We start from the raw sequence: 24,204 nt of genomic DNA, 5'->3' as shown, positions 1-24,204 counted from the left end.
CGCCCGTGGGCGTTTGGGCTTTGCGTGAAGTGGTACACCGGGTACGCTTGGAAGCTAGGCCACCCACATTTCAGAGACATAACAGCCATCAGCGCACACAACACATGCACCAAGGAGAACTTCCATGAACAAGGTTTACGCCTGCATTGACGGCCTGGACACCACCACTGCGGTGGTCGACTGGGCCGCCTGGTCGGCCTTGCGGCTGCAAGTACCGCTGGAATTGCTGCACGTACTGGAGCGCCCGCCCCAGATGCCCCATGTGGGTGACTACAGCGGCGCCATTGGCCTGGGGGCGCAAGAGGTGCTGTTGCAGCAACTGAGCGCCCTGGACGAACAACGCGGCAAAGTAGCCCAGGAGGCAGGCGAACAGATGCTGGCCAAAGCCCGCGAGCATGCCGCTGCAGCCGGGGTCCAGCAACTGGACGCGCGCTTGCGCCATGGCGAGCTGGTCGACACGGTGCTGGAGTTCGAACCCGACGCCCGGCTGTTCGTGCTGGGTGCGCATTACCGAGCCAGCTCGCGTGCCCGCATCCACCTCGACCACCATGTCGAGCGCGTGATACGGGCCGTGCGGCGACCGGTGCTGGTGGCAACCACCGGGCAATTCAGTGCACCCGAACGGTTTGTGGTGGCCTATGACGGCAGCGCCACAGCCAACACAACGGTAGAAATGGTGGCGCGCAGCCCGCTGCTCAAGGGCCTACCTGCGCTCGTCGCCATGGTAGGCGCAGACACTGCGCAGGCGCAGGAGCAACTTGCTGCTGCAGCCGAACAACTGCGCGCAGCCGGGTTCGCGGTGCAAACGCAATTGCTGCCCGGCGAACCCGAGCAAGCACTGCCCGATCTGCTCGCCAGCCAGGGCGCAGCCCTGCTGGTCATGGGCGCTTATGGCCATTCGCGCATTCGCCACTTGATTGTGGGTAGCACCACAACCACGCTGCTGCGGTTGTCGCAAGTGCCTGTATTGATTTTGCGATAACTCTGTTTTTGATAGCTGCTTGCGCTTATCCAGTAATTGCTAGAGCTATTTTTGCTTACAATTTTTCCTAGACAGGCACCGCAACTCTGCGCCCCGCCCGGTTGACCAGTGCCACCAGCGAGAGCATCACCGGCACTTCCACCAGCACCCCAACCACCGTGGCCAGCGCCGCGCCCGAGTGCAGGCCAAACAGCGAAATCGCCACCGCCACGGCCAGCTCGAAGAAGTTCGAGGTGCCGATCAAACACGCCGGCCCAGCCACCTCGTGCGGCAGACGGAGCCAGCGCGCGCCCCACCACGTAATTGCAAAAATGCCATAACTCTGCACGATGAGCGGCACGGCAATCAGCGCAATCACCAGCGGCTGCGCGACGATGGTGCCCGCCTGAAAACCAAACAGCAGCACCACAGTGGCGATCAGCCCGGCGATCGACCAGGGCTTGAGGCGCGCGACGAAGTCGCCCACGGCATGCGCCGAGCGCCGTTGCAGGAGCGCCCGCGTGGCCATGCCCGCCGCCAGCGGCAGCACCACGTAGAGCACGGTGGAGAGCACCAATGTCTGCCAGGGCACCGTCACATTCGTCACGCCGAGCAGAAAAGCAGCAATGGGCGCAAAGGCGACCACCATGATGAGGTCGTTGACGGACACCTGCACCAGCGTGTAGTTGGCGTCGCCCTTGACCAGTTGGCTCCAGACGAACACCATGGCCGTGCACGGCGCCACGCCCAGCAAAATCATGCCGGCGATGTATTCGCTGGCCGATTGCGGGTCCACCCAGGGCGCAAACAGGTAGCGGAAGAACAGCACGCCCAGCGCCGCCATGGTGAAGGGCTTGATGAGCCAGTTGACCACCAGCGTCAGCAACAGGCCGCGCGGCTTTTTGCCCACGTCCTTCACGGCGCTCCAGTCGATCTGGATCATCATGGGGTAAATCATCACCCAGATGAAGACGGCCACCACCAGGTTCACGTGGGCGAGTTCCAGGGCGGCAATGGCCTGGAACGCGCCCGGAGCCAGCAGCCCCAGGCCCACGCCGGCCAAGATTCCCAAGCCGACCCACACCGTCAGGTAGCGTTCAAACAGACCCATTTCAGACTCCAGCCGCTTGGGCTTGAAATTGAGACCCGGAAAGCTCCAGCAGGCGCGCAATGCCCACGGGCTCCTCGCTCAGCAGCGGCACGATGGCCCAGCGCGTGGCGTGCTGCGTGGTGACGGCCTCGATCTCGCGCAGTTCGTTGCGGGCACGCTGGCGCAGCAGCGGCGAGGTCACCCGAGCAGCCGCCACGCTGTTGTTGATGACCCAGGCCCAGGGCTCGATGCCGGCGCGGCGCAGGTCGTTCTGCAGGTTGGCGGCTTCCAGCACCGGCGTGGTTTCGGCCAGCGTGACCAGAATCACCTTGGTCTGCTTGGGGTCCTGGAGCTGCATCATCGGCGTGGTGAAGTGCACGCCCGTGCTACCCATCTGGCGCACGATGTCGCGGTGGTAGGCGCCCGTGGCGTCCAGCAGCAGCAGCGTGTGGCCGGTGGGGGCCGTGTCCATCACGACAAATTTTTTGCCCGCTTCGCGGATGGTGCGCGAGAAGGCCTGAAAGACGGCGATTTCTTCCGTGCACGGCGAGCGCAGGTCTTCTTCAAGCAGTGCGCGCCCCGCGGCATCAAGCTTGGCACCCTTGGCTGCCAGCACCTGCTGGCGGTAGCGCTCGGTGACTTCGTGCGGGTCGATGCGGCTCACGGTGAGGTTCTCCAGCGCGCCGCCCAGCGTTTGCTCCAGGTTGGCCGCCGGGTCGGATGTGGACAAATGCACCGCAAAGCCCCGGTGCGCGAGTTCCACCGCGACGGCGGCGGCCAGCGTGGTCTTGCCGACGCCGCCCTTGCCCATCAGCATCACCAGGCCGTGGCCGTCGGCGGCGATGCCGTCCACCAGCGCGGCCAGGCGCGGCAGGTCGATGTCGGGTTGCGCACCGGCATCGCCAGGCACTGGCGCCACCGCCGTTTCCACCAGCAACTGGCGCAAGGCCTCGCGCCCCACCAGGTTGAAGGGCTTGAGCGCCACGAGATCGGTGGGCAGCGCCTGCAAGGCGGGCGGCATGGCGGCGAGCACGGCCTGCTCGCGCCGGCAGATGGCAGCGGCCAGCGGGTCTTGCGCCGCTTCGCCGGGCGGAAACACGCCATTGACCACCAGGTACTGCTGACCCAAACCGATGGCGTGCAGTTCACCGTGCGTGCGCGCGGCCTCGCGCAGCGTGGACTGCTGCGCGCGGGCCACCAGCACCAGCCGGGTGCGCGTGCCGTCGGCCAGCGCCGCCACAGCCGCCGCGTACTGGCTGCGCTGCTTTTCCAGCCCAGCCAGCGGGCCGAGACATGAGGCATCGCCCTTGCCAGACTCCAGAAAACCGCTCCAGGCCCCCGGCAGTTGCAGCAGGCGGATGGTGTGGCCGGTGGGGGCGGTGTCAAAAATGATGTGCTCGTAGCGCGCGTCCAGGCTGTCGTCGGTCAGCAGCGCAGTGAATTCGTCAAACGCGGCAATCTCGGTGGTGCAGGCGCCCGAGAGCTGCTCTTCAATACCCTTGACCACGTCGTCCGGCAGCACGCCGCGCACCGGGCCGACGATGCGGTCGCGGTAGCCCTGCGCGGCCGCCTGGGGGTCGATCTCCAGCGCCCACAGGCGCGGTACCTCGGGGACGGCCGTCACCTGGTTGCCAATGGCGAGGCCAAACACCTGGCCCACGTTTGACGCCGGGTCGGTGCTGACCAGCAGCACGCGCTGGCCGCGGGCCGCCAGGTGCATGGCCGTGGCGCACGCCAGCGAGGTCTTGCCGACGCCGCCTTTGCCGGTGAAAAAGAGAAAGCGCGGTGCGTTGTCGAGAAATTTCATAGGGTCTTTCGGTTCAGCAGCAGGCGCCGCCCGAGCAGCAATTGCCCGCGAACGGCGACTCGGTGGCAGGTAGCGCAATGCCGGCCCAGCGCGCCAGATCGCTGCGGCTGGGGTAGCGGCCGGCCAGCGCCACCTCGCCCGTTACCAGCGTGAGCGGCAGGGCTTCCTGGCCGGAGCGCTGCAGAAAGCCTTTCACCAACGGGTTCTCGGCAAACGCCAGGGGTTGCTGCGCGAGGTTGAAGCGCTCGATCTGCGCGCCGCTCTGGCGCGCCCAGTCGATGTCGGCAGACGCATTGACGAGGTTCTGGTCCACGTCGGTGCCGCACACGCCGCTGCTGCAGCACAGGGCGGGGTCAAAAATCTGGATGGTGCTCATGGTGAACTCCTGGTTTTCAGTGGGAAGACAGGCCGCGCGCGGTGTCCTGCAACAGGTTTTTTTCCAGCTTTTCGGGCGGCAGGCTCAGCAGCAACTCCAGGCGGCGTTTGATAGCGTGCAGCGTCTGGCGGAAGGCCTCGCGTTTGACGGCATCCGGCGCATCGCCCGCCGACGGGTCGGCATAGCCCCAATGCGCGCTGGCCGGGTGGCCCGGCCAGATCGGGCACACCTCGCCCGCCGCGCCGTCGCACACGGTCACGATCAAATCCATGTGCGGCGCGCCGGGGGCGGCGAATTCATCCCAGCTCTTGCTGCGCAGGCCATCGGTGGAAATGCCGGCGTTTTGCAGCGTCTCCAACGCCAGCGGGTGGGGCTGCTGCCCGGGCCGGGGGCTGCTGCCAGCCGACCATGCCCGCCAGTGCTGCGTGGGCGCTTGGGCGTCCAGGTGGTTGAGCAGCGCCTCGGCCAGGATGCTGCGGGCGGAGTTGTGGGTGCAGAGAAACAGGACATTGCGCATGGGGTGGGTCGATCAGAAGGATGGTGGAGTGAAAAAGAGCTGCGTTTTGCACGCTTCAGGGGCAGTTGGTGCAGGCTGCCATGGCGCCGACCGGCAGGCAAGCCTCGGGGTGGCCGGCGCAGCATTCGTCGGTCAGGTAAGCAATCAGTTCGACCATCAGGGCGATGTTGGCGCGGTAGCGCTGGTAGCGCCCCTCCTGCGTGGCGCTCAGCAGGCCGGCCTGCGTCAGCGCCTTCAGGTGGAACGACAAATTGGTGGCTGGCACCCCCAGCGTGGCCGCAATCTCGCCGGCCACCAGGCCTTCCGGGCCTTGCTTGACGAGCAGGCGGAAGACATCCAGGCGGACGCCCGATGCCAGCGATTCAAAGACAGTGGTGGCGGTGGTTTTGTCCATTCATTAATTATTCAACAATAATTGAATAATTGCAATGACAATCCAAAAATACCATCTATCACGCCTCAAAAGCTATCTATTGAATAGCTACCAACGCTTTCCTGCTATGCGCTAGAACCCGATTTCTCTTGATTCTCAGCCACGCCTCAGAGCACCTGCTCGAAGTCGATGAACCCGCGCTCCACATTGGTATCCACCAGCTTGACGCGGAGTTTGTGACCGACGTCCAGGTGGGTGCCGCCGCCCACCAGCATGCCTTCGGCGGGCGGGGAAAAGATGCGTACCCACATGGCGCGGTCGGTGACGCCGGTGACGACGGCGTCAAATTTTCTGCCCACCAGGCCCTGCAGGTACAGCGCCGCCTCGGACTTGCGCACGCTGCGCTCCACCTTTTGTGCGGCGTCTTCCTGCTGCGTGCAGTGCTCGGCCAGAAGCTCCAGCTCCGCCGCGCCGTAGGGCGAGCGCTCGCTTTGCAGCAGCGCTTTGACCATGCGCAGACTGACCAGATCGGGGTAGCGGCGGTTGGGCGCGGTGGAATGGGTGTAGTCGCGCACCGCCAGACCAAAGTGGCCGATGGGCTCGCCGTGCGGGTGCTCGACCACGTATTCGCCCGAGCCCATCAGCTTGATGATGACCAACGACAGATCGGGAAAGCGCAGCGGATCGGCCTTGCGCTGGCGTGCCAGAAAACCCTCCAACGCGCGTGAATCGGGCGTTTTGGGCAAGGATTCGCCGTATTTGCTGGCCACTTCGACGATGCGCAGCCAGCGCTCGGGCGAGCGCACCACCCGGCGCAGGGCACTGCCGCCGTGTTGCGCCAGGAACTGCGCCGTGCAGGTGTTGGTGGCGATCATGAATTCTTCGATCAGTTGGCGCGCACGGTTTTGCACCTGCTGGGCGATGCCCACCACGCGCTCGCCCTCGAACACGGCGCGCGGCTGGAAGGTTTCCAGTTCCAGCGAACCCTGGTCACGCCGGCGCACGCGCATGCGCTGGGCCACGGCGTCCTGCGTACGCAGTTGTTCGTCCATGCCTGGCACGGCGTGCGCTGCCTCAGGCAAATCACCCTCGCCTTCTATCCATGCGGCGACCGCGTCGTAGGCCAGTTTCGCCTGGTTGCGCACGCGGGCGCGGTGCACAGTGCTGTGCGTCACCACGCCATCCTTATCGACCACCATTTCGGTGACGATCGCCAGGCGTTCCTGCCCGTCATTGAGGGACGTCAGATCCGTGGAGAGACGCTCGGGCAGCATGGGGAATATCCGCGCAGAGGTGTAGACCGAGGTGGTGTTGGTACGCGCGTGCAGGTCAATCGCGGAGTTCTTCTTCACCAGCGCATCCACATCGGCCACGGCGACAAAAATCTTCACCGCGCCGCCGCCCATGGCCCCGCAGGCGGTGAGCTGGTCCAGGTCGAGCGAGTCGTCGTTGTCGATGGAGCACCAGGGCAGCGCGGTCAGATCGCGGATGGTGGGACTGGTGTCCACGCCCGGGCCGGTGAGCGCTGCCAGCTCGCGCAGCGCGCCTGCGGGAAACTCAGGCTCCAGGCCGCGCTCTTTCATGGCCTCGGTGGCAATGCGGACCAGATCGCTGCGGCGGAAGGTTTGTGGATGGCTCATGGTGTCACTGTAGGGCAGTCGTCAGCGCATGGGATGCGCGGCAGGCCGCACGCGCACAAAAATCACCATGGCCGCCAACGCCAACGCGGTGGCCAAGCCAAAGGCAAGGCTAGGAGACACCGTCCACAGCGCCCCTGCCACCAGCGAGGCCGGCAGGTACAAAGTCCCGGTGACGAAGTTGTAAGCCCCCATGGCCGTAGCGCGGCGCTCGGGCTCGATGTCGGCAATGAAGGCCTTGCTCTGCGACTCTTCAATCGCATAGAACACGCCATAAAGACAGAACACGGCCACCATCTCCCAGCGCGTGCTGGCAAACACCATCCACAGGTTCAGGCCGGCGTACACGGCGTAGCCCAGCAACACGATGCGGCTGCGCCCCACCCGGTCGCCCAGGTGGCCCACCAGCGGCGCGGCCACCACGCAGGTGGTGTTGAACAGGGCGTAAAGCAGCACCACATCCGTCAGGCTAAAGCCCACGCCGTGCGCGCGCAGCAAAAAGAAACCCAGGCTGAAGTAGGCCAACGCAAACACACCGGCGGGCAGCAGAAAGCGCTTGAAACCGGGGCTGAGTTGCTGCCAGTTCTCATGCAAGCTCTCGCGCGGGTGGGGCTGGCCCGGCGGGTTGTGGATCAGCGTAAGCACCACAACGCCCAGCACCGCAGGCACGACAGCCACCAGGAACAGCACACTGTAGGTGCTGGCCGATTCGCCCAGCCACTTCAACAAACCGTAGGCCACCAGGGGGCCGAATACGGCGCCCGATTTGTCCAGCGCCTTGTGGACCCCCAGCGCAAAACCGCGCGAGGACTCACCGGCCACCGACACCAGCCAGGCATCGCGCGGTGGCCCGCGAAAGCCTTTGCCCAGGCGCTCGATGACGCGGAACGCGGCCAGCCCGGTGATGGACGAGGACACCAGCAAAATCATCTTGGCCAGCGCCGAAAACCCATAGCCTGCGGTCGCGAACCATTTGCGCTGGCCAGTGCGGTCCGACAACCATCCAGCAAGGTAGTTGAGCGACGAGGCAGAGAAATCGGCCAGCCCTTCGATGAGCCCCAGCAGCGCACTCGACGCCCCGGCGACCGTGGTGAAGAACACGGCGAACACCGAGAAAATCATCTCCGAGCTCAGGTCGGTGAGAAAACTCACCAGGCCGAGTTTGAGCACATCGGGGTGCACCTGGGGCATGCGCTTACCTGGATGGGGCTGCGGGGCAGCCTGATCGTTGGATGGAAGGGATGGCATAGCGCGATCTGGGTTTGTGTGGCTCGGGCAGCGCGCAGGCGCCATGGGCAAGGAAACTCTTTAAATCATAGCTGCTCCCGCTTATCCAGAAAGCGTTAGAGCCACTTTTCATTCAAACTGTCAGCATGCTGAGTGTGACGCTCAATGCCTCACGGGCTGGGCGCAAAGTCGATAAATCCCTGGGCCACATCGGTGCTGATCAGCTTGACGCGCAGCTTCTCGCCCACGTCGACCTCGGGCCCGGCATTCATCAGCTTTCCCTCAACCGGTGGCACAAGCGTGCGCACCCAAGTGCCCCGGTTGTTTTTGCCGGTGACGATGGCGTCGAACTCGGCACCCCTCTTGTCTTGCAAGAACAGCGCAGCCTCGGATTTGCGCAGGCTTCGTTCCACTTTTTTGGCAGCGCTTTCCTGGCGGTTGCAGTGCTCGGCCAGGGCCTGCAGCTCAGGCACGCTGTAGGGCGAATGCAGGCTCGCCAGCACGGCCTTGACCAGCCGGTGGCTGATGAGATCGGGGTAGCGGCGGTTGGGCGCGGTCGAGTGTGCGTAGTCCCGAATCGCCAGGCCAAAATGGCCATAGTCTTCGACCGCCACGGTTTTCGAATGGTCCACCGGGGCGCCAGGCTGGGCATCTTCAACCACATATTCACCCGCGCCCATCAACTGCACGATGGTGAGCGACAGGTCGGGAAAGCGCAGCGGGTCGGCCTCGCGGCGGCGCTCCAGAAAGGCTTCCAGTGCTTTCGCGTCGGGCTCGGCGGGTAATGTGTCGCCCAATTTTTTGGCCACCTCGACCACGCGACTCCAGCGCTCGGGCGAGCGCACCACGCGGCGCATGGCCAGGCCACCGTGTTTCTCCAGAAACTGCGCGGTGCAAATGTTGGTCGCCACCATGAATTCTTCGATCAGCTGGCGCGCGCGGTTGTGCGCGCGCTGGAGGATGGCGACCACCTGCTCGCCTTGCACCTGTGCACGCGGCTCAAAAGTTTCGAACTGCAGCGCACCGCGTGCGGTGCGGCGTTTGCGCAGCGCCTGGGCGGCAGCGTCCTGACCTCGCAGCTGCGCATCCATACCGGGTACTGCGCGGGCGGCAGCGGGCAGCTCGCCATTGCCGTCCAGCCAGGCCGCGAGCGAGTCGTAGGCCAGCTTGGCCTGGTTGCGCACCTGGGCACGGCAGATTCTGAAACTACCCACCTGCCCCTGCGCGTCCACCACCATTTCTGTGACGATGGCCAGGCGATCCTGGTGCGCACCCAGCGAGGTCAGGTCGGTGGAGAGCCGCTCGGGCAGCATGGGAAACACGCGCGCTGCGGTATAGACCGAAGCAGTGTTGACCTGCGCATGCAGGTCAATGGCCGAGTCTTTGTGCACCAGCGCATCGACATCGGCAATGGCGACCAGCACGCGCCAGCCGTCTTTTGCTTCGTGGCAGACGCTCAACTGGTCGATGTCCTGCGAATCATCGTCGTCAATCGAGCACCACAGCAGCGCGCGCATGTCCTCGATACCGGCGCCCGACTCCTGCGACGGACCGGCAATGGCCGCCATTTCGGCCAGTGCGTCGGCAGAGAACTCAGGGGCCAGTCCATGTGCCTGCATGGCCACCACGGCAAGCCGCACCAGATCGCTGCGGCGGGCAATGGTGGCGGTGGATGCGAGGGCGGCAGTTGGGTCGTTGGGGGTATCACTCATGCCGCGATAGTAAAACGTCCACGGCTTGCGCGGGCACCACCGGCGCGTGGTCGCGGTTCAAGCGGCGGCTCTGGCACGCACTGGTCCATTGCGTTCGTTTTTCCTTCGCCGTGCAAGGTCATCTGCTTTGGCGACAGCATCGAAAATACAAAAACAATAGCTGCTTGCGCTTGATAGACAAGCGTTTGAGGCCCATTTCATCTAAATTCTAAAAATCGCCAGATCCCCCCCTTTGGCGGCCTGTCTACACTGGCAACAGACCACGCCCTGGATTGTTAGGGCCAAAAGCTGTGTACCCTGGCCCTGAGAAAAATCACGATGCCCGCCAACCAAGCCCCCCCACCCGGCACAACGCCACCCCACACCGGCCTGAGCGCCGCCGAGGCAGCGCGCCGCTTGGCCCAAGAGGGCCCGAATCTGCTGCCCGGCAGCGCACCCAAGACCACCTTCGCCATCGTTCGCGATGTGCTGACCGAGCCCATGTTCCTCATGCTGCTGGCCGCAGGCGGCATCTACCTGGCGCTAGGCGACCGCGCCGAGGCGATCTTCTTGCTCAGCTTCGTGTTTGTGGTGATTGGCATCACGCTGGTGCAGGAGCGCAAAACGCAGCGCGCACTCGAATCGCTGCGCGACCTGTCTGCCCCACGCGCACTGGTCATCCGGGACGGACAAGAGCAGCGCATTGCCGGGCGCGACGTGGTGCGCGGCGACCTGCTGGTGCTGCATGAGGGCGACCGCATCGCCGCCGACGCACAACTACTGGAAGGCTTGCTGGAAGTGGACGAATCGCTGCTGACGGGCGAGGCCGTACCCGTGGCCAAACTGCCTGCTGCGCAAGGCGCACAGGGCTCTGCCAGCGCGGAGGCAACGGCCGCCAGCGCCGGGCCGCCCCAAGCCAGGCCAGCCCCCTCGGGGGGCAGCGCAGCACACGAAGTGGCAAGCGTGGGAGCGTCGGCCGCCAGCGCCGGGCCGCCCCAAGCCAGGCCAGCCCCCTTGGGGGGCAGCGCAGCACACGAAGTGGCAAGCGTGGGGGCTATGTTGTTCGCCAGCACCGTAGTGACCCGCGGCGTGGGCGTGGCGCAGGTGCAGGCCACCGCCGCCCACACGGCCGTAGGAAGCATCGGCGCCGACCTGGCCGCCACCACCGAGGCGGTGTCCGCATTGCAAGAGGGTTCGCGCAAACTGGTGCGTCGGCTCGGTGCAGGCGCCTTGGTGCTGGCCAGCGCTCAAATCTTGCTGAACTGGGGGTGGAATGGCCGGCCTATGCTCGAGAGCCTGCTCTCGGGCATTGCCCTGTCCATGGCCATCCTGCCCGAAGAAATCCCCGTCATCCTCACCGTGTTTCTGGCGCTGGGTGCGTGGCGTATTTCGCAGCAAAAAGTGCTGACGCGGCGCATCACCGCCGTCGAGGCGCTGGGCGCCATCACGGTGCTGGCGGTGGACAAGACCGGCACGCTCACCACCAACCGCATGGCCGTCGCAGCACTGCAGACGGCGGATGCGCAGTTCACGCCCGAAGGCGCCAGCGACAGGCCCGAGGAATTGCCCGAGGAATTCCACCGCCTGGTCGAATTCGCCATGCTGGCCACGCCAGGCGATCCGTTCGACCCGATGGAAAAGGCCATTCAGCACTTTGGCCACCAGTGGCTGGCCGGCACCGAGCACGTACACGACGGGCGCGAGCCGACCTTTGAATACGCGCTGTCGGGCGAAATCTTGGCCATGACGCGGGTGTTTGCCAGCACCCGCCCTGCGCAATATCTTTTGGCGACCAAGGGCGCGCCCGAAGCCGTGGCCGACCTGTGCCACCTCGGCACCGACCAAAGAGCTGCCATCCAGCGCCAGGTAGAAGCCATGGCCGAGCGCGGCCTGCGCATGCTGGGGGTGGCGTGCGGGCGCTGGAACGCTGCCCCATCGGGCCAGGACGGCGCCCCGCCGTGGCCGCAAAGCCAGCACGATTTCGACTTTGAATTCCTGGGCCTGGTCGCACTGGCCGACCCAGCGCGCCCCGAAGTGCCCGCCGCCCTGGCCGAATGCCGGCGCGCCGGCGTGCGCGTGATCATGATGACGGGCGACCATCCCGCCACGGCCCGCGCCATCGCGCAGCAAGTGGGGCTCTCAGACCGCCCCGACGTCATCACCGGCGCCGAGATGGAGGCCATGAACGATGCCGCCCTGCGCCAGCGCCTGCAACATGTGGACCTGTGCGCACGCCTCAAGCCCCAGCACAAGCTGCGCCTGGTGCAACTGCTGCGCGCCTCGGGCGAGGTGGTCGCCATGACGGGCGACGGCGTGAACGACGCCCCCGCCCTCAAGGCCGCCGACGTGGGCATCGCCATGGGCGAGCGCGGCACCGACGTGGCACGCGAGGCCGCTGCGCTGGTGCTGCTGGACGACAGTTTTGCCAGCATCGTGGCCGCCATCCGACAGGGTCGGCGCATTGACGACAACATCCGCAAGGCGGTGCGTTTCGTGTTCGCCGTGCATATTCCCATCATCGCCTTGGCGCTGGTGCCCACGCTGCTGCACTGGCCGGTGCTGCTGCTGCCGGTGCACATTGTGCTACTGGAGCTGCTGATCGACCCGGCCTGCTCCATTGTTTTCGAGGCTGAGCCCGAGGCCGAGGACCTGATGGAGCGCGCGCCGCGCCCGGTGGCTGATTCGCCGTTTGCAGCCGCGCCGCTGCTCTACTCGGTATTGCAGGGCCTGGGCATGGCGGCTGTTCTGCTGGCCGGGCAAGCCTGGCTGATCGACCAGGGCTGGAGCCATGCACAAGGGCGCAGCGTGGTGTTTGGCACGCTGGTGCTGGGCGTGATGCTGCTCATCTGGGCCAACCGTGACCTCTCGCGCCCTGCCTGGTTTGGCTTCACCGACCGCAACCCCTGGCTGTGGGGCATGGCCGCCGGCATGGGCTTGCTGCTGCTGGCCGTGCTGGGCATCCCGTGGCTGCGCGCACTCATGGGGCTGGAGCTACCCGGCCGCCAGGGCCTGGCCGCGGCCGCCGTGCTGATCGCGCTGTGCCTGGCCTGGCTGGAGCTGGTGCGCACCGTGGGCCTGCGCTGGCGCCGCAACCGGCTCGCACCGCCCGCCACCACCTGACCCGCGAGGCACAGCCGCGCCCTGCGGTGCGGGGCGGCTTACTCTTGTGCGGTACTGCCGCGCACGGGCAGCGGCGCATGGTCCAGATCGGGCTTGCGCCAGGGGTCCACATGGGTCATCAGGTTGAGCACGCGGTGCCTTTGCAGCACCCGCTGGCGCGCCAGTACGGCAATGTCGTGACCTGCCTCGACAGTGAGCGCGGCGTTGACCTCCAGGTGCGCATCCACCACGACCATGTCGCCCATTTTGCGTGTACGCACATCGTGTACGCCACTCACACCTGGGGTGTCGAGCAGCGTTTGGCGGATGGCCTGCACCTCCTGCTCGTCCACCGAGCGGTCCATCAGGTCGTGCAGCGCGTCCCAGCCAAACTCCCAGCCCATTTTGGCCACCATAAAACCGACGATCAACGCCGCAATCGGATCCAGGAGCGGGTAGCCCATCAGGTTGCCGGCAATGCCGATCCCCACCACCAGCGACGAGGCCGCATCCGAGCGGGCATGCCATGCATTGGCCACCAGCATGCTCGACTTGACGCGCTTGGCCACCGCCAGCATGTAGCGAAACAAAAGCTCTTTGCCCACCAGCGCGGCACCGGCCACCCACAGGGCCATCACGTGCACCTTGGGCACTTCGGCGGGGTTTTCCAGCTTGATGGCGGCCTGCCACAGCATGCCTACGCCCACGCCCAGCAGCAACAGGCCCAGCACCAGTGAGGCGGCGGTTTCAAAGCGCTGATGGCCGTAGGGGTGTTCCTCGTCGGCCTCTTTCTGGGCATGGTGGTTGGCAAACAGCACCACGAAGTCGGCCACCAGGTCGGACAGCGAGTGAATGCCGTCGGCAATCAGGCCCTGCGATTTGGAAAAAACGCCCACCACGATCTGGATGCTGGAAAGCACCAGGTTGACCCCCACGCTGACCCAGGTGCTGCGCGACGCAGCGGCCGTGCGCTCTGCTCGGCTGTGTTCGGTGTCTTCGTGGCTGTCTGCGAGGTCGTTGAATTGCATGGTCTATGGCTGCCTGAGTGACGGCAAGGCATGCACCCTTTGCACGCCCTGCAGGTGCTAGCTTACCCGCACCCACCAGCGCTGCAGCCCCGCCCTGCCTGACATCGAATGCCAGCATCGGCCTACAGGCACTGTTTGGCGGCCCGCCTAAAGTCAGGCATGCGCTGCTTTTGGCGCTTGTGCACAACACATCGACCAGGAGAGCCCCCATGCATTTGCCTCCCCCTCCGCGCCGCGCCCCCTGGCTGCCCCTTGCCCTGGGCGGCGGCGCACTGATTTGCGTCCTGGCGCTGAGCGCCTGCGCCACGCGCGTGCCGCCGGGCATACAGCCGGTGGACTTTGATGTGGACCGCTACGCGGGCCACTGGTACGAGGTCGCGCGCATCGACCATATTTTTGAAAAAGGCCTGGTGCGCACCGGCGCCGACTACCGCCGCAACGACGACGGCACGATCCGCGTGGTCAACCGGGGCTTTGATCCCGAGCGACGGCAGTGGAAGCAGTCGACAGGCAAGGCTCGCTTCGTGGGTGCGCCCACGCAAGCGGCGCTGAAGGTGTCGTTCTTTGGCCCGTTTTATGGCGGCTACAACGTGGTGGCGCTCGACCCGCAGTACCAGTGGGCGATGGTGGTCGGCTCCAGCCTGGATTACTTCTGGATTCTGTCGCGCACGCCCACACTGGCCCAGGATGTCAAAGACAAACTCATGGATCAGGCCCGTGCACTGGGCGTGGATGAGCAGCAGGTCCTGTGGGTGCCGCAAGAGGGTGCGAGCACCACAGACTGAAAAAAACCGCTCTGCTGCAACTATATTTTTAATAGCCGTCAGCGCTTACCGTATAAGCCTTAGAGCCGTTTTTTGCTAAAAATTCACATCGACCACGCCAGCAGCAGACACCAGTCGCTGGGTGTAAGGGTGGCGCGGCGCATCGAGCACCTGTGCCACCGGGCCGTTTTCAACGATTTCACCGTCTTTCATCACCAGGACCTGGTGCGCCATGGCGCGGATCACATCCACGTCATGGGTGATGAGCACGTAGCTCAGGCCCTTTTCACGCTGCAGCCGTTGCAGCAAGGCCAGCACCTGCTGCTGGATGGTGACATCGAGCGCGCTGGTCGGCTCGTCGAGCACCAGCACCTGGGGCTGCACGATGAGCGCGCGCGCAATGGCCAGGCGCTGGCGCTGGCCGCCCGAGAATTCGTGCGGGTAGCGCGCCAGTAGGCCGGGGAACTGGTCTTCGCTCAAACCCACCTCATGCAGCGCCGCTTCGACCCGCTGGCGCAAGTCAGCCGCGGGCAAACCGGGCGCATGCACACGCAAACCCTCGCCGACAATTTCTTCCACCGTGAGGCGTGGAGAGAGCGACGAGAACGGGTCTTGGAAGACCACCTGGATCTGCTGGCGAAGGCGCTGGTTGTGCTGGGTATTGCGCGCTGCTGGCGCCTGCCAGGCGCTTCCAGCCACTTCCACGCTGCCTTGGTGCGGCAGCAGGCCCAGCAATGCCTGCGCGAGCGTGGACTTGCCCGAGCCCGATTCACCCACCACACCCAGCGTGCGACCAGGGAGCAGGCACATGTCGGCTCCGTCCACAGCAATGAACTCGCCTTTCTTGAACCACCCGCGCACGCCGGGCAAAGGCGTTGGATAAACAACGCGCAGGTTGTGCGCACGCAGCACAGCCTGTGCGTGCGCATCGGGCTCCTCTTCGACCACGTCGCGCTGGGGCTGGCTGGCAATCAGGCGGCGCGTGTAGGCGTGTTGGGGGTTTGCGAATACATCGGTCACCACCCCCTGTTCCACCAAAACGCCCTGCTCCATCACCGCCACGCGGTCGGCAAAACGGCGCACCAGGTTGAGGTCGTGCGTGATGAGCAGCACGGCCATGCCCGTCTGGCGCTGCAGGTCGGCCAGCAGGTCGAGAATTTGGCCGCGCAGCGTGACGTCGAGCGCAGTAGTGGGTTCATCGGCCAGCAGCAGCGCCGGTCGGCAGGCCAGGGCCATGGCAATCATGGCGCGCTGGCGTTGCCCGCCCGAGAGCTGGTGCGGGAAGGCCGTGGCCCGCCGCTCGGGCTCGGGGATGCCGGTGCTTGCCAGCAATTCAATCGCGGACTGCCAAGACTGTGCCTGCGACAGCGCCTGTTTCAGCTCCAGCACTTCACTGATTTGTCGGCCCACGGTCATCAGCGGGTTGAGCGCCGTCATGGGTTCCTGGAAAATCATGGCGATGTCGCCGCCGCGCACACCGCGCATTTCGCGCTCAGAAAGCGCCAGCAGATCGCGGCCCTTGAACACGGCACTGCCTTGCAAGACGGCATCGCTCGCCAAGCGCAGCAGGCTGAGCGCTGTAATGGTTTTGCCCGAACCCGACTCGCCCACCAGTGCGAATTTTTCGCCTGGCGAGATGTCGAAGCAAATATCCCGAACGACTTCTTTCGCGCCAAAACGCACGTGCAGACCACGCACTTGCAGCAGAGGGCTACCCCATGCTGTCGTCATTTTTCGGCCTTTCGAGGGTCGAGCGCATCGCGCAGCGCATCGCCCATAAAGGTCAGCAGCAGGAGCGTGACCACCAATACCGCAAAGGTGGACAGCGAGATCCACCAGGCATCGATGCTGTTCTTGCCCTGGCTGAGCAATTCACCCAGCGACGGCGTCCCCGGCGGCACGCCCAAACCGAGAAAATCGAGCGATGTCAGCGCCAGAATGGCCGCACTCATGCGAAACGGCAAAAACGTGACCACCGGCGTGAGGCTGTTGGGCAGGATGTGGCGCCAGATGATTTGCCAATTGCCCACGCCCAGGGCCCGCGCAGCCTTCACGTAATCAAGCTGGCGGTTGCGCAAAAACTCGGCACGTACGTAGTCCGACAGGCCCATCCAGCCAAACAAACTCAGCAAGATGAGCAGCAGCGAAATGCTGGGCGCAAACACGGCGCTAAAAATGATGAGCAGATACAACTCAGGCATGGATCCCCAGATTTCGATGAAGCGCTGAAACGCCAGGTCGGTCTTGCCGCCAAAGAAACCCTGGATGGCGCCAGTGATCACCCCCAGTAGCACGCCGGTCACCGTGAGCGCCAGCGCAAACAGAACACTGACCCGAAAGCCGTAAAGCAGCTGCGCCGCCAGATCGCGCCCCCGGTCATCGGTGCCTAGCCAGTTGTCCGGTGTGGGCGCAGAAGGGTTGGGCGCCTTGGCAAAATAGTTCAGCGTGTTGGGGCCGTAGGGGTTGAGGGTGTAGAGCGCCCAGTTGCTGCCTTGGCTGAGTTTTTGTTGGATGAACGGATCGAGATAGTCGGTGGGCGTGAGAAAGTCGCCGCCGAACGTGGTCTCGGGGTAGTCCTTGAGCATCGGGAAATAGGTCTGCCCCTCGTAGCGCACGATCAGCGGCCGGTCGTTGCTGACCAGCTCGGCGCACAGGCTCAGCGCCACCAGCACACAAAAAACCACCAGACTCCAATAGCCCAGGCGGTTGCGCTTGAACCGCAGCCAAGCGCGGCGCGAAGGGGAAAGGGAGGGCGCAACAGAAGACATCACGCTTTTGGGCGCCCAAGCAATACGGCTTGGCTGTATTGCAAGAATTCGTCAAGATGCTTCTCGATGATGGCCACGGTAATGGGCAGCTGAAGGGCTTTGTAATCGTGCACCGCAATGTTGCGAAAGCCCACCATGCGCTTCAACCCTTCGGCGAGGGCGGGAGTGATCCAGCCGCCTTGCGCCAGCAGTGCAAAGACATCGCGCGCACTTTGCGGTATGCCCAAGCGCTCGCGCCGTATCAGGTGCTGGCCCATGTCCAGCGCCGCTTCGCAGGCGCGCTGTATGTTGAGGATGGCGGCATCCTGCCGAGTGAAATCCGTGCCAAAGCTGCCGGGATCGCGGAAATACTCTTCCCGCGCTCGCGCCACGCAGCGCTCAATCGTTGCCGCCTTGTTGATCAATACGTCATCATGCATACACGGTTCCACTCAGGGCAATGTCACCCAGCAATCCCGCCCTGGCCGTATCCAGGGCCGTTTTCTCACTCAGGATAGCGCTCTCGAACAAGGCCGCCTGCGCGTCCTTGGCCCACCAACGCGCCCCGGTCGTGATGATCTGGTACTGCATCACGGTGGAAGCGGCGCGCAAATCCAGCAGATCGACCGCACACCCGGCGATGTCTGCCAGTTCGCCCGAGAGTTGCCAGAGCAGCAGAACGTCGGCATATCCCGCCACGAGTACAGCCATGTCGAGGTCACTGTCGGCACGCGCCGCGCCTTGGATCCGGCTGCCAAATCCGTAGACGGCAAGCAGCCCGGGCACGCGACGCTGCAGCATGCCTACGATGCGTTCGACCGTCTCTTGCGCCACAGAAATATCTATTGCCATGCGCCTGCAACCTTTCAATCGAACTTGACCCGCGGGTCTACCCACACATAACAAAGATCAGAGATCAGCTTGGTGAACAGGCCGATCAGCGTAAAAAGGTACAGCGTGCCCAGCACCACGGGATAATCCCGCCGAATCACGCTCTCGTAGCTGAGCAGACCCAGGCCATCGAGCGAGAACAGTGTCTCGATGAGCAGCGAGCCGGTAAAAAACGCCCCAATGAACGCCGCCGGGAAGCCCGTAATGATGGGAATGAGCGCATTGCGAAACACATGCTTCCAAAGCACCTGGCGTTCCGAGAGCCCCTTGGCGCGCGCCGTCAGCACATACTGTTTGCGGATCTCTTCCAGAAAGGCGTTCTTGGTCAGCATGGCTGTCACCGCAAAGCTGCCCAGCACCATAGCGATGATGGGCAGGGTGATGTGCCAGAGGTAATCCACGATGCGCGCACCCCAGCCCAGTTCATCCCAGTTGCTCGACGTCAGTCCGCGCAGCGGAAACCACTGCAACTGCCCACCAAAGATGACCAGCAAGGCCACCCCGAGCACGAAGCCGGGAATGGCATAGCCCACCAGGATGAGCAGCGTAGTCACCAGATCAAAGCGCGACCCGGCGCGCACCGCCTTGGCCACGCCCAGCGGCACGGCCACCAGATAGCTGATGAAGAAGGTCCAGAGCCCCAGGCTGATCGACACCGGGAGCTTCTCTTTCACCAGTTGCCACACATCCTTGTTCTGGAAAAAGCTGCGGCCCAGGTCGAAACGTGCGAACTGGCCCAGCATTTGCACAAAGCGCTCGGCCGGCGGCTTGTCAAAACCGTACTGCGCCTTGATCTGCTCCAAGCGCTTGGGGTCCACACCCTGCGCGCCCCGGTAGCCCATGCCACCACCTTCCGCGCCCGCCGCTCCGGCCTTGGCCTCGGCCAGGTACTGCTCCACCGGCCCGCCGGGAACAAACTGCACCACGGCAAAAGTAAGCAGCAGCACGCCCAGCAGCGTGGGCAGCATGAGCAGGATGCGTTTGAGGATGTAGGCCAGCATGAAGTTTTACGTCATAGCGTCGCTACGCGACACGGCTTTGCCACAAGACGGTCGGCCGACAGCTGCCCCGGAAAGCCAACGATACGCCGGCTTTTCCAACCAGCGGTACGCAATACTGGAAAGCGCCATGGATAACCCCCCATATATGGCGAGTGAAGTCCACGGATGCTCTCCTACCCATCTCTTGAAATCCGGGTTGTGCTCCATTATTTTCGCAAAACCCATCAAAATCAATGGATGCCATAAATACCATTGATAGCTAATGGCCGCAACCCACGCCGCAATAGGGCGCCATCTTGGGGATTGAAACCAATTTTTTCGCAGAGAGAAATACACCAGAGACACCGATGCAATTGGAGGCAGCGAAACCAGCACCAACATGGCCAGAAGAGAACTATTTTTTCGCAGATCAACTTCGTCTACGCGGAGACCAGGAACGACCAACAGGCAGATTATGGGCATGCCAATCACAGCCAAAATTCCGAGAGTTTTTGCTGCGGGAAAAATCAGATTATTGCTATAAATACGATAAAGCCATGCCCCCAAAACAAGAGCAATGAAATTAAAACTGGAAAATTGATATACATCTAGAATAGCGGCAAGGCGAACCGTCTGCGCTGCTGGAGACGCAAGCAACCAGAGCGCATGCGCAACAAAGCTGGAAACAACCAAAAATGCCACCAAAAATGAAGTCAGTACGCGATAGGCCCACATAAATAAAAAAGGCACAAGCACATAAAACTGCATTTCTACAGCCAAACTCCACAAGTGGCCTGAAATACGTGATGATACCGCATCAGATATGTTTTGCATACCGAGTATATGCAACCCCCAGATGAATGGATCGTCAATCGCATGCAATAATCCAAAAACCAGCACAGAAACCAGGTACATCGGATATATTTTAGCGAAACGATTGCGATAGAACGTTCCAATGGGTATGGCAGCCGCCAACTGACGCGTGATAAGAAATCCGCTCAACACAAAAAAAAGCGGAACTCCAAAATTGGTTGCTATCAGCAGCCAAACTATCTTGCCAAGAACCCCCGAGAACTGTGGCATGAACATCATCGCGCCATGCGCCAAGATCACATGGAAAATTGCTATGGTGCGCAAGGTATCCAAGCCCGCGATCCGATCAAGGGAGCCCGGCGACATAGACGTTGAGCCCAAAGACGTCACGAACGAAGACATTTCATGCTCGCTGCAAGTGCGCTTGTGACCACACAAGGTGCAGCCAAAAATCTTGAGTAGCTTTCATCGCATTCGCGCCCACCAGATGCCAAGCACCCAGGTCTCCCCCGGAGAATACGGCGGCACCATGTCCGGTTTGGCAAGCCGCCAGGCGTTGTAGGCCATGCGGTGCGTTCCCGCGGTCCACTGCGGAATCAGGTAGTGGCCCGCGACGATGATGCGTTCGAGCGCATGGCAGGCGGGCAAAAGCTGCTCCTGCGTCTTGGCGCTGGTCATGGCGCGGATCATGGCGTCCACGGCTGGGCTCTTCACGCCGGTGAAGTTGCCTGAATCCTCGGTGTCGGCAGCCTTGCTGCCAAACAAGTCCGCGAACTCCTGACCGGGGTTGTTCGTGCCTTGGTAGGCAATCGAGGTGATGTCAAAGTCGAACTTCTGCAGGCGCTGCTGGTACAGCGCGAAGTCGACAGAGCGAAAACGCAAGGCAATGCCGAGCTTTTCCAGGTTGCGCATCCACGGCGTGACAGTGCGCACGCCGCCCTCGTTGCTGTCCATGTATTCGAGCACCAGGGCTTCGCCCTGCGCGTTGCGCAGCGCCCCGTCCTTGACGGCCCAACCGGCTTCGTTGAGCAAGGCTTTGGCACGGCGCAGGTTGTCCCGCAGGCTGTGCGAACCATCCGTGCGCGGGGGCTGTGGCATGGGGCCGAAGGCAGCGGGCGGGATGCTCTTGCGCCAAGGCTCCATCAGTGCGAGTTCTTGCGGCGACGGGCTGCCGTTTGTCTCGCAGCGGGTGTTGCCAAACAGGCCGTGCACGCGCTGGTAGGCGTCGTAGAACAGCTGGCGGTTCATCCACTCGTAATCAATCGCCAGGCCCAGGGCTTCGCGCACGCGCTCGTCCTGCAAAAACGGCCTGCGGGTGTTGAGCACGTAACTCTGAAACCCGGAGGGCAGCTTGTGCGTGAATTCACCCTTCACCAACTCGCCGGTATCAAATTTTTTGCCATTGACACGTCGCGCCCAGTCGCCCGCGCTGAAGAAACGCATCAGGTCGAATTCGCCTGCCTTCAAGGCTTCGAGGCGTGCCGTGGCGTCTTTGTAAATCTTCACCTCGATGCGGTCGAAATTGTTCTGACCCCGGCGTACGTTCAAGTCACGCGCCCAATACTGGGGATCACGCACGTAGGTAATGTCCTTGCCAAAGCGCACCGGGCCGATTTTGTAGGGGCCGCTGCCAATGGGAATGTCGGTCACAACCTGGTCAAAGGGCTTGTGCTTATCGCCTTCCATACCCCAGGCGCGACTGAAAATGGGCAGCCCTCCAACGGTCAGGGGCAGCTCGCGGTTCGGGTTTTTGAAGCGAAACCGCACTGTGCGGTCATTTACCACATCCACCCCTGCAACATCGATCAGCAGCGTCTTGTAGGCGGGCGAGGTAAACGGCCCCACCAGCGTTTCATACGTCCAGGCCACGTCCTGCGCCAGCACCGGATCGCCGTTATGAAAGCGCGCCTCGGGCCGCAGGCGAAAAGTGGCAGAGAGGCCATCGGACGCCACACCCACATCCTCGGCGAGCAGACCGTAACCCGTGGCGGTTTCGTCCAGCGAACCGGTCAGCAGGCTGTCGAACATCAGTTCGCTAAGGTAAGCGGGCGCCGCGCCACGCATGGTGAACGGGTTGTATTTGTCGAACGTGGAGGTGCGCACGTTGCTCACCAGGCGCAGGTCTCCGCCTTTGGGTGCATCCGGATTGACATACGCAAAATGAGTGAAGCCCGCCGAATACAGGGGCTCGCCCCAGAGTGCATACGCATGCGCAGCCCACGCCGGTACGGCGCAGACCCAGAGCATGAAAAGAGCCAAGTACCGCATGCGACAATTCTGCCCTACGTCGGCAGCATTTTTGCGCAGGCAGCGGGGTGAACGCCCCTCGGCCGGTGGTCTGCCGATATTCCGCATTCCACAGGAGAACAAACATGGGTTTTCTGACCGGCAAGAAGCTGCTCATCACGGGCGTACTGTCCAACCGCTCCATCGCCTACGGCATCGCCCGTGCCTGCCACCAGCAAGGCGCTGAACTCGCGTTCAGCTATGTGGGCGAGCGCTTCAAAGACCGCATCACCGACTTTGCCGCCGAGTTTGACTCGAAGCTGATTTTTGACTGCGACGTGGCCAGCGACGAGCAGATCGAACGCATGTTCACCGACCTCGCCCAGGCGTGGCCAAAATTTGACGGCTTTGTGCACAGCATCGGGTTTGCGCCACGCGAAGCGATCGCCGGCAACTTCCTCGAAGGCCTCTCGCGCGAAGGTTTCCGCATTGCACACGACATCAGCGCCTACAGCTTCCCGGCCATGGCCAAGGCAGCGTTGCCTTACCTGAACGACAAGTCGTCGCTGCTGACGCTGTCGTACCTGGGTGCGCTGCGCTCCATCCCCAACTACAACACCATGGGCCTGGCCAAAGCCAGCCTAGAGGCCAGCGTACGCTATCTGGCCGAAGCCGTGGGCCGCACCGAGGATGGCCGCGCCATCCGTGCCAACGGCATCAGCGCCGGACCCATCAAGACGCTGGCGGCCAGCGGTATCAAGGACTTTGGCAAGCTGCTGGGCCGCGTGGCCGATGCCGCGCCCCTGCGCCGCAACGTGACGATTGAAGATGTGGGCAATGTGGCGGCATTCCTGCTGTCCGACCTGGCCAGCGGCATGACAGCCGAAATCACCTATGTGGACGGCGGCTTCAGCCAGACGGCGGGCCTTTCCGCCGACCAGGTCTGACCCGCCCCGCAGGATTAGCAGTAAAAATGGCTGCTAGCGACCACCCATAAAGCGCAAGCAGCTATATCTTCAATAGCACCCTCCATTGCGTAGCATGCGCCGCAGACACTGTCTGACTTGGCTGGCACTGTCCGCCCTGCCCGGCATTGGGGTCTATGCCGCGGATGCGCCAGCCTTGCTGCTGGCGACTGTGTACCGGCCAGGCATGTTGCTGGCCGACTACTGGGTGAGCGAAAAATACGACGGCGTACGCGGCTACTGGGACGGACACACGCTGCGCACCAGGGGTGGTGAAACAGTGGCAGCGCCAGCATGGTTCACCACCGGCTGGCCTTCGACGCCCATGGACGGCGAACTGTGGGCCGGGCGTGGGCGCTTTGCGCATGCCCAGTCCACCACCCGCCAGCAGCGGCCTGACGACACCGCCTGGCGGGCCATGCGCTTCATGGTCTTTGACTTGCCCCAAAACGCGGGCACCTTCGACGAACGGATTCCCGCGCTCAACGCTGTGGTCGAACGCATCGGCCAGCCCTGGGTGCAAGCGGTGGCACAAAAGCGGGTCGCGACCGACACAGCGCTCCAGGCCCTTTTGCAACGCACTGTGCGCGCGGGCGGCGAAGGACTGATGCTGCACCGGGGCAGCTCGCGGTACCAGTCAGGCCGCAGCGACGATCTGGTCAAGGTCAAAACCCACGAAGATGCAGAAGCCCGCGTCATTGCCCACCTCCCAGGCAAAGGCCGCCATACCGGGCGCATGGGGGCTTTGCTGGTGGAGATGCCATCAGGCCAGCGGTTTCGACTGGGAGCCGGTTTCACAGACACACAACGACAGACGCCACCCCCGGAGGGAAGCTGGGTGACGTACCGCTTTCGCGGTACGCACGACGGCGGATTGCCGCGCTTTGCCAGTTTTGTGCGGATGCGCGAAGACATGCCACACTGATCGATAGCTACATATTTACTTGATTAGCAATGAGTCTCAGGCAGGGTCTTGACGATGCTGGGCAGGCGAGCAATACTGGTTTTTCAT

The 24,204-nt window shown here is 63.4% G+C and carries 21 protein-coding genes; 5 read left to right on the top strand and 16 right to left on the bottom strand.

Features of this window, described 5'->3' with window-relative positions:
• The first annotated feature begins 124 nt into the window (after positions 1-124).
• On the top strand, positions 125-982 hold the full coding sequence (locus ACYVOC_RS16500) for a universal stress protein (RefSeq protein ID WP_461162494.1): 858 nt from the start codon (positions 125-127) through the stop codon (positions 980-982).
• Positions 983-1,049: 67 nt separating this feature from the next.
• On the opposite strand, the gene arsB is transcribed toward ACYVOC_RS16500, so the two are convergent.
• The 8 genes from arsB to ACYVOC_RS16460 all read right to left on the bottom strand — a co-directional run bounded on the left by arsB (position 1,050) and on the right by ACYVOC_RS16460 (position 9,700).
• Entirely contained in the window at positions 1,050-2,072 is a 1,023-nt protein-coding gene (gene arsB, locus ACYVOC_RS16495) for an ACR3 family arsenite efflux transporter (RefSeq protein WP_461162493.1), read from the bottom strand.
• A gap of 1 nt (position 2,073) precedes the next feature.
• On the bottom strand, positions 2,074-3,858 hold the full coding sequence (arsA, locus tag ACYVOC_RS16490; protein WP_461162492.1) for an arsenical pump-driving ATPase: 1,785 nt from the start codon (positions 3,856-3,858) through the stop codon (positions 2,074-2,076).
• Between the two features lie 13 nt (positions 3,859-3,871).
• Positions 3,872-4,234 carry an arsenite efflux transporter metallochaperone ArsD gene (gene arsD, locus ACYVOC_RS16485; protein WP_461162491.1) on the bottom strand — a complete coding sequence of 121 codons (363 nt, stop codon included), beginning with the start codon at positions 4,232-4,234 and terminating at the stop codon, positions 3,872-3,874.
• A 16-nt stretch (positions 4,235-4,250) separates the two neighbouring features.
• On the bottom strand, positions 4,251-4,751 hold the full coding sequence (locus ACYVOC_RS16480; RefSeq protein ID WP_461162490.1) for an arsenate reductase ArsC: 501 nt from the start codon (positions 4,749-4,751) through the stop codon (positions 4,251-4,253).
• Between the two features lie 55 nt (positions 4,752-4,806).
• Positions 4,807-5,145: an ArsR/SmtB family transcription factor gene (locus ACYVOC_RS16475; RefSeq protein WP_461162489.1), complete on the bottom strand. Its 339-nt coding sequence runs from the start codon at positions 5,143-5,145 to the stop codon at positions 4,807-4,809.
• 146 nt (positions 5,146-5,291) lie between these two features.
• Complete coding sequence (locus ACYVOC_RS16470) at positions 5,292-6,764, bottom strand: RNB domain-containing ribonuclease (RefSeq protein WP_461162488.1); 1,473 nt, start codon at positions 6,762-6,764, stop codon at positions 5,292-5,294.
• A 21-nt stretch (positions 6,765-6,785) separates the two neighbouring features.
• Complete coding sequence (locus ACYVOC_RS16465; RefSeq protein WP_233521095.1) at positions 6,786-8,009, bottom strand: MFS transporter; 1,224 nt, start codon at positions 8,007-8,009, stop codon at positions 6,786-6,788.
• A gap of 149 nt (positions 8,010-8,158) precedes the next feature.
• Positions 8,159-9,700 carry an RNB domain-containing ribonuclease gene (locus tag ACYVOC_RS16460; protein WP_461162487.1) on the bottom strand — a complete coding sequence of 514 codons (1,542 nt, stop codon included), beginning with the start codon at positions 9,698-9,700 and terminating at the stop codon, positions 8,159-8,161.
• A gap of 318 nt (positions 9,701-10,018) precedes the next feature.
• Between ACYVOC_RS16460 and ACYVOC_RS16455 the strand changes: the two genes are divergently transcribed.
• Complete coding sequence (locus ACYVOC_RS16455) at positions 10,019-12,799, top strand: cation-translocating P-type ATPase (RefSeq protein WP_461162486.1); 2,781 nt, start codon at positions 10,019-10,021, stop codon at positions 12,797-12,799.
• A 38-nt stretch (positions 12,800-12,837) separates the two neighbouring features.
• Here the strand turns inward: ACYVOC_RS16455 and ACYVOC_RS16450 are convergent, their stop codons facing one another.
• Positions 12,838-13,806, bottom strand: a complete 969-nt coding sequence (locus ACYVOC_RS16450) for a cation diffusion facilitator family transporter (RefSeq protein ID WP_116003568.1) — start codon at positions 13,804-13,806, stop codon at positions 12,838-12,840.
• A gap of 209 nt (positions 13,807-14,015) precedes the next feature.
• Between ACYVOC_RS16450 and ACYVOC_RS16445 the strand changes: the two genes are divergently transcribed.
• A complete protein-coding gene (locus tag ACYVOC_RS16445) occupies positions 14,016-14,591 on the top strand; it encodes a lipocalin family protein (protein WP_461162485.1) in 576 nt (191 codons plus the stop codon).
• A 75-nt stretch (positions 14,592-14,666) separates the two neighbouring features.
• Here ACYVOC_RS16445 and ACYVOC_RS16440 read toward each other — a convergent pair whose 3' ends face one another.
• The 7 genes from ACYVOC_RS16440 to ACYVOC_RS16410 all read right to left on the bottom strand — a co-directional run bounded on the left by ACYVOC_RS16440 (position 14,667) and on the right by ACYVOC_RS16410 (position 22,248).
• On the bottom strand, positions 14,667-16,301 hold the full coding sequence (locus tag ACYVOC_RS16440) for an ABC transporter ATP-binding protein (protein ID WP_461162484.1): 1,635 nt from the start codon (positions 16,299-16,301) through the stop codon (positions 14,667-14,669).
• Entirely contained in the window at positions 16,298-17,338 is a 1,041-nt protein-coding gene (locus ACYVOC_RS16435) for an ABC transporter permease (RefSeq protein ID WP_461162483.1), read from the bottom strand. Before ACYVOC_RS16435 ends, ACYVOC_RS16440 begins: the two co-directional genes overlap by 4 nt.
• On the bottom strand, positions 17,338-17,757 hold the full coding sequence (gene hepT, locus ACYVOC_RS16430; RefSeq protein WP_461162482.1) for a type VII toxin-antitoxin system HepT family RNase toxin: 420 nt from the start codon (positions 17,755-17,757) through the stop codon (positions 17,338-17,340). The genes ACYVOC_RS16435 and hepT overlap by 1 nt, the downstream gene beginning before the upstream one ends.
• On the bottom strand, positions 17,750-18,169 hold the full coding sequence (gene mntA, locus ACYVOC_RS16425) for a type VII toxin-antitoxin system MntA family adenylyltransferase antitoxin (protein WP_461162481.1): 420 nt from the start codon (positions 18,167-18,169) through the stop codon (positions 17,750-17,752). Before mntA ends, hepT begins: the two co-directional genes overlap by 8 nt.
• Before the next feature lie 14 nt (positions 18,170-18,183).
• Positions 18,184-19,209: a microcin C ABC transporter permease YejB gene (locus ACYVOC_RS16420; protein ID WP_461162480.1), complete on the bottom strand. Its 1,026-nt coding sequence runs from the start codon at positions 19,207-19,209 to the stop codon at positions 18,184-18,186.
• 6 nt (positions 19,210-19,215) lie between these two features.
• A complete protein-coding gene (locus tag ACYVOC_RS16415) occupies positions 19,216-20,403 on the bottom strand; it encodes an acyltransferase family protein (protein WP_461162479.1) in 1,188 nt (395 codons plus the stop codon).
• A 63-nt stretch (positions 20,404-20,466) separates the two neighbouring features.
• On the bottom strand, positions 20,467-22,248 hold the full coding sequence (locus ACYVOC_RS16410) for an extracellular solute-binding protein (RefSeq protein WP_461162478.1): 1,782 nt from the start codon (positions 22,246-22,248) through the stop codon (positions 20,467-20,469).
• 125 nt (positions 22,249-22,373) lie between these two features.
• On the opposite strand from ACYVOC_RS16410, the gene fabI reads away from it, so the two are divergent.
• Entirely contained in the window at positions 22,374-23,174 is an 801-nt protein-coding gene (gene fabI, locus ACYVOC_RS16405; RefSeq protein WP_116003561.1) for an enoyl-ACP reductase FabI, read from the top strand.
• A 94-nt stretch (positions 23,175-23,268) separates the two neighbouring features.
• Positions 23,269-24,117 (top strand): DNA ligase, encoded by an 849-nt coding sequence (locus ACYVOC_RS16400; RefSeq protein WP_116003560.1) that lies wholly within the window; start codon positions 23,269-23,271, stop codon positions 24,115-24,117.
• The last annotated feature ends 87 nt before the right edge of the window (positions 24,118-24,204 follow it).

It is taken from the genome of Simplicispira piscis (assembly GCF_054783455.1).
This window is presented reverse-complemented; position numbering and strand designations above follow the sequence as displayed.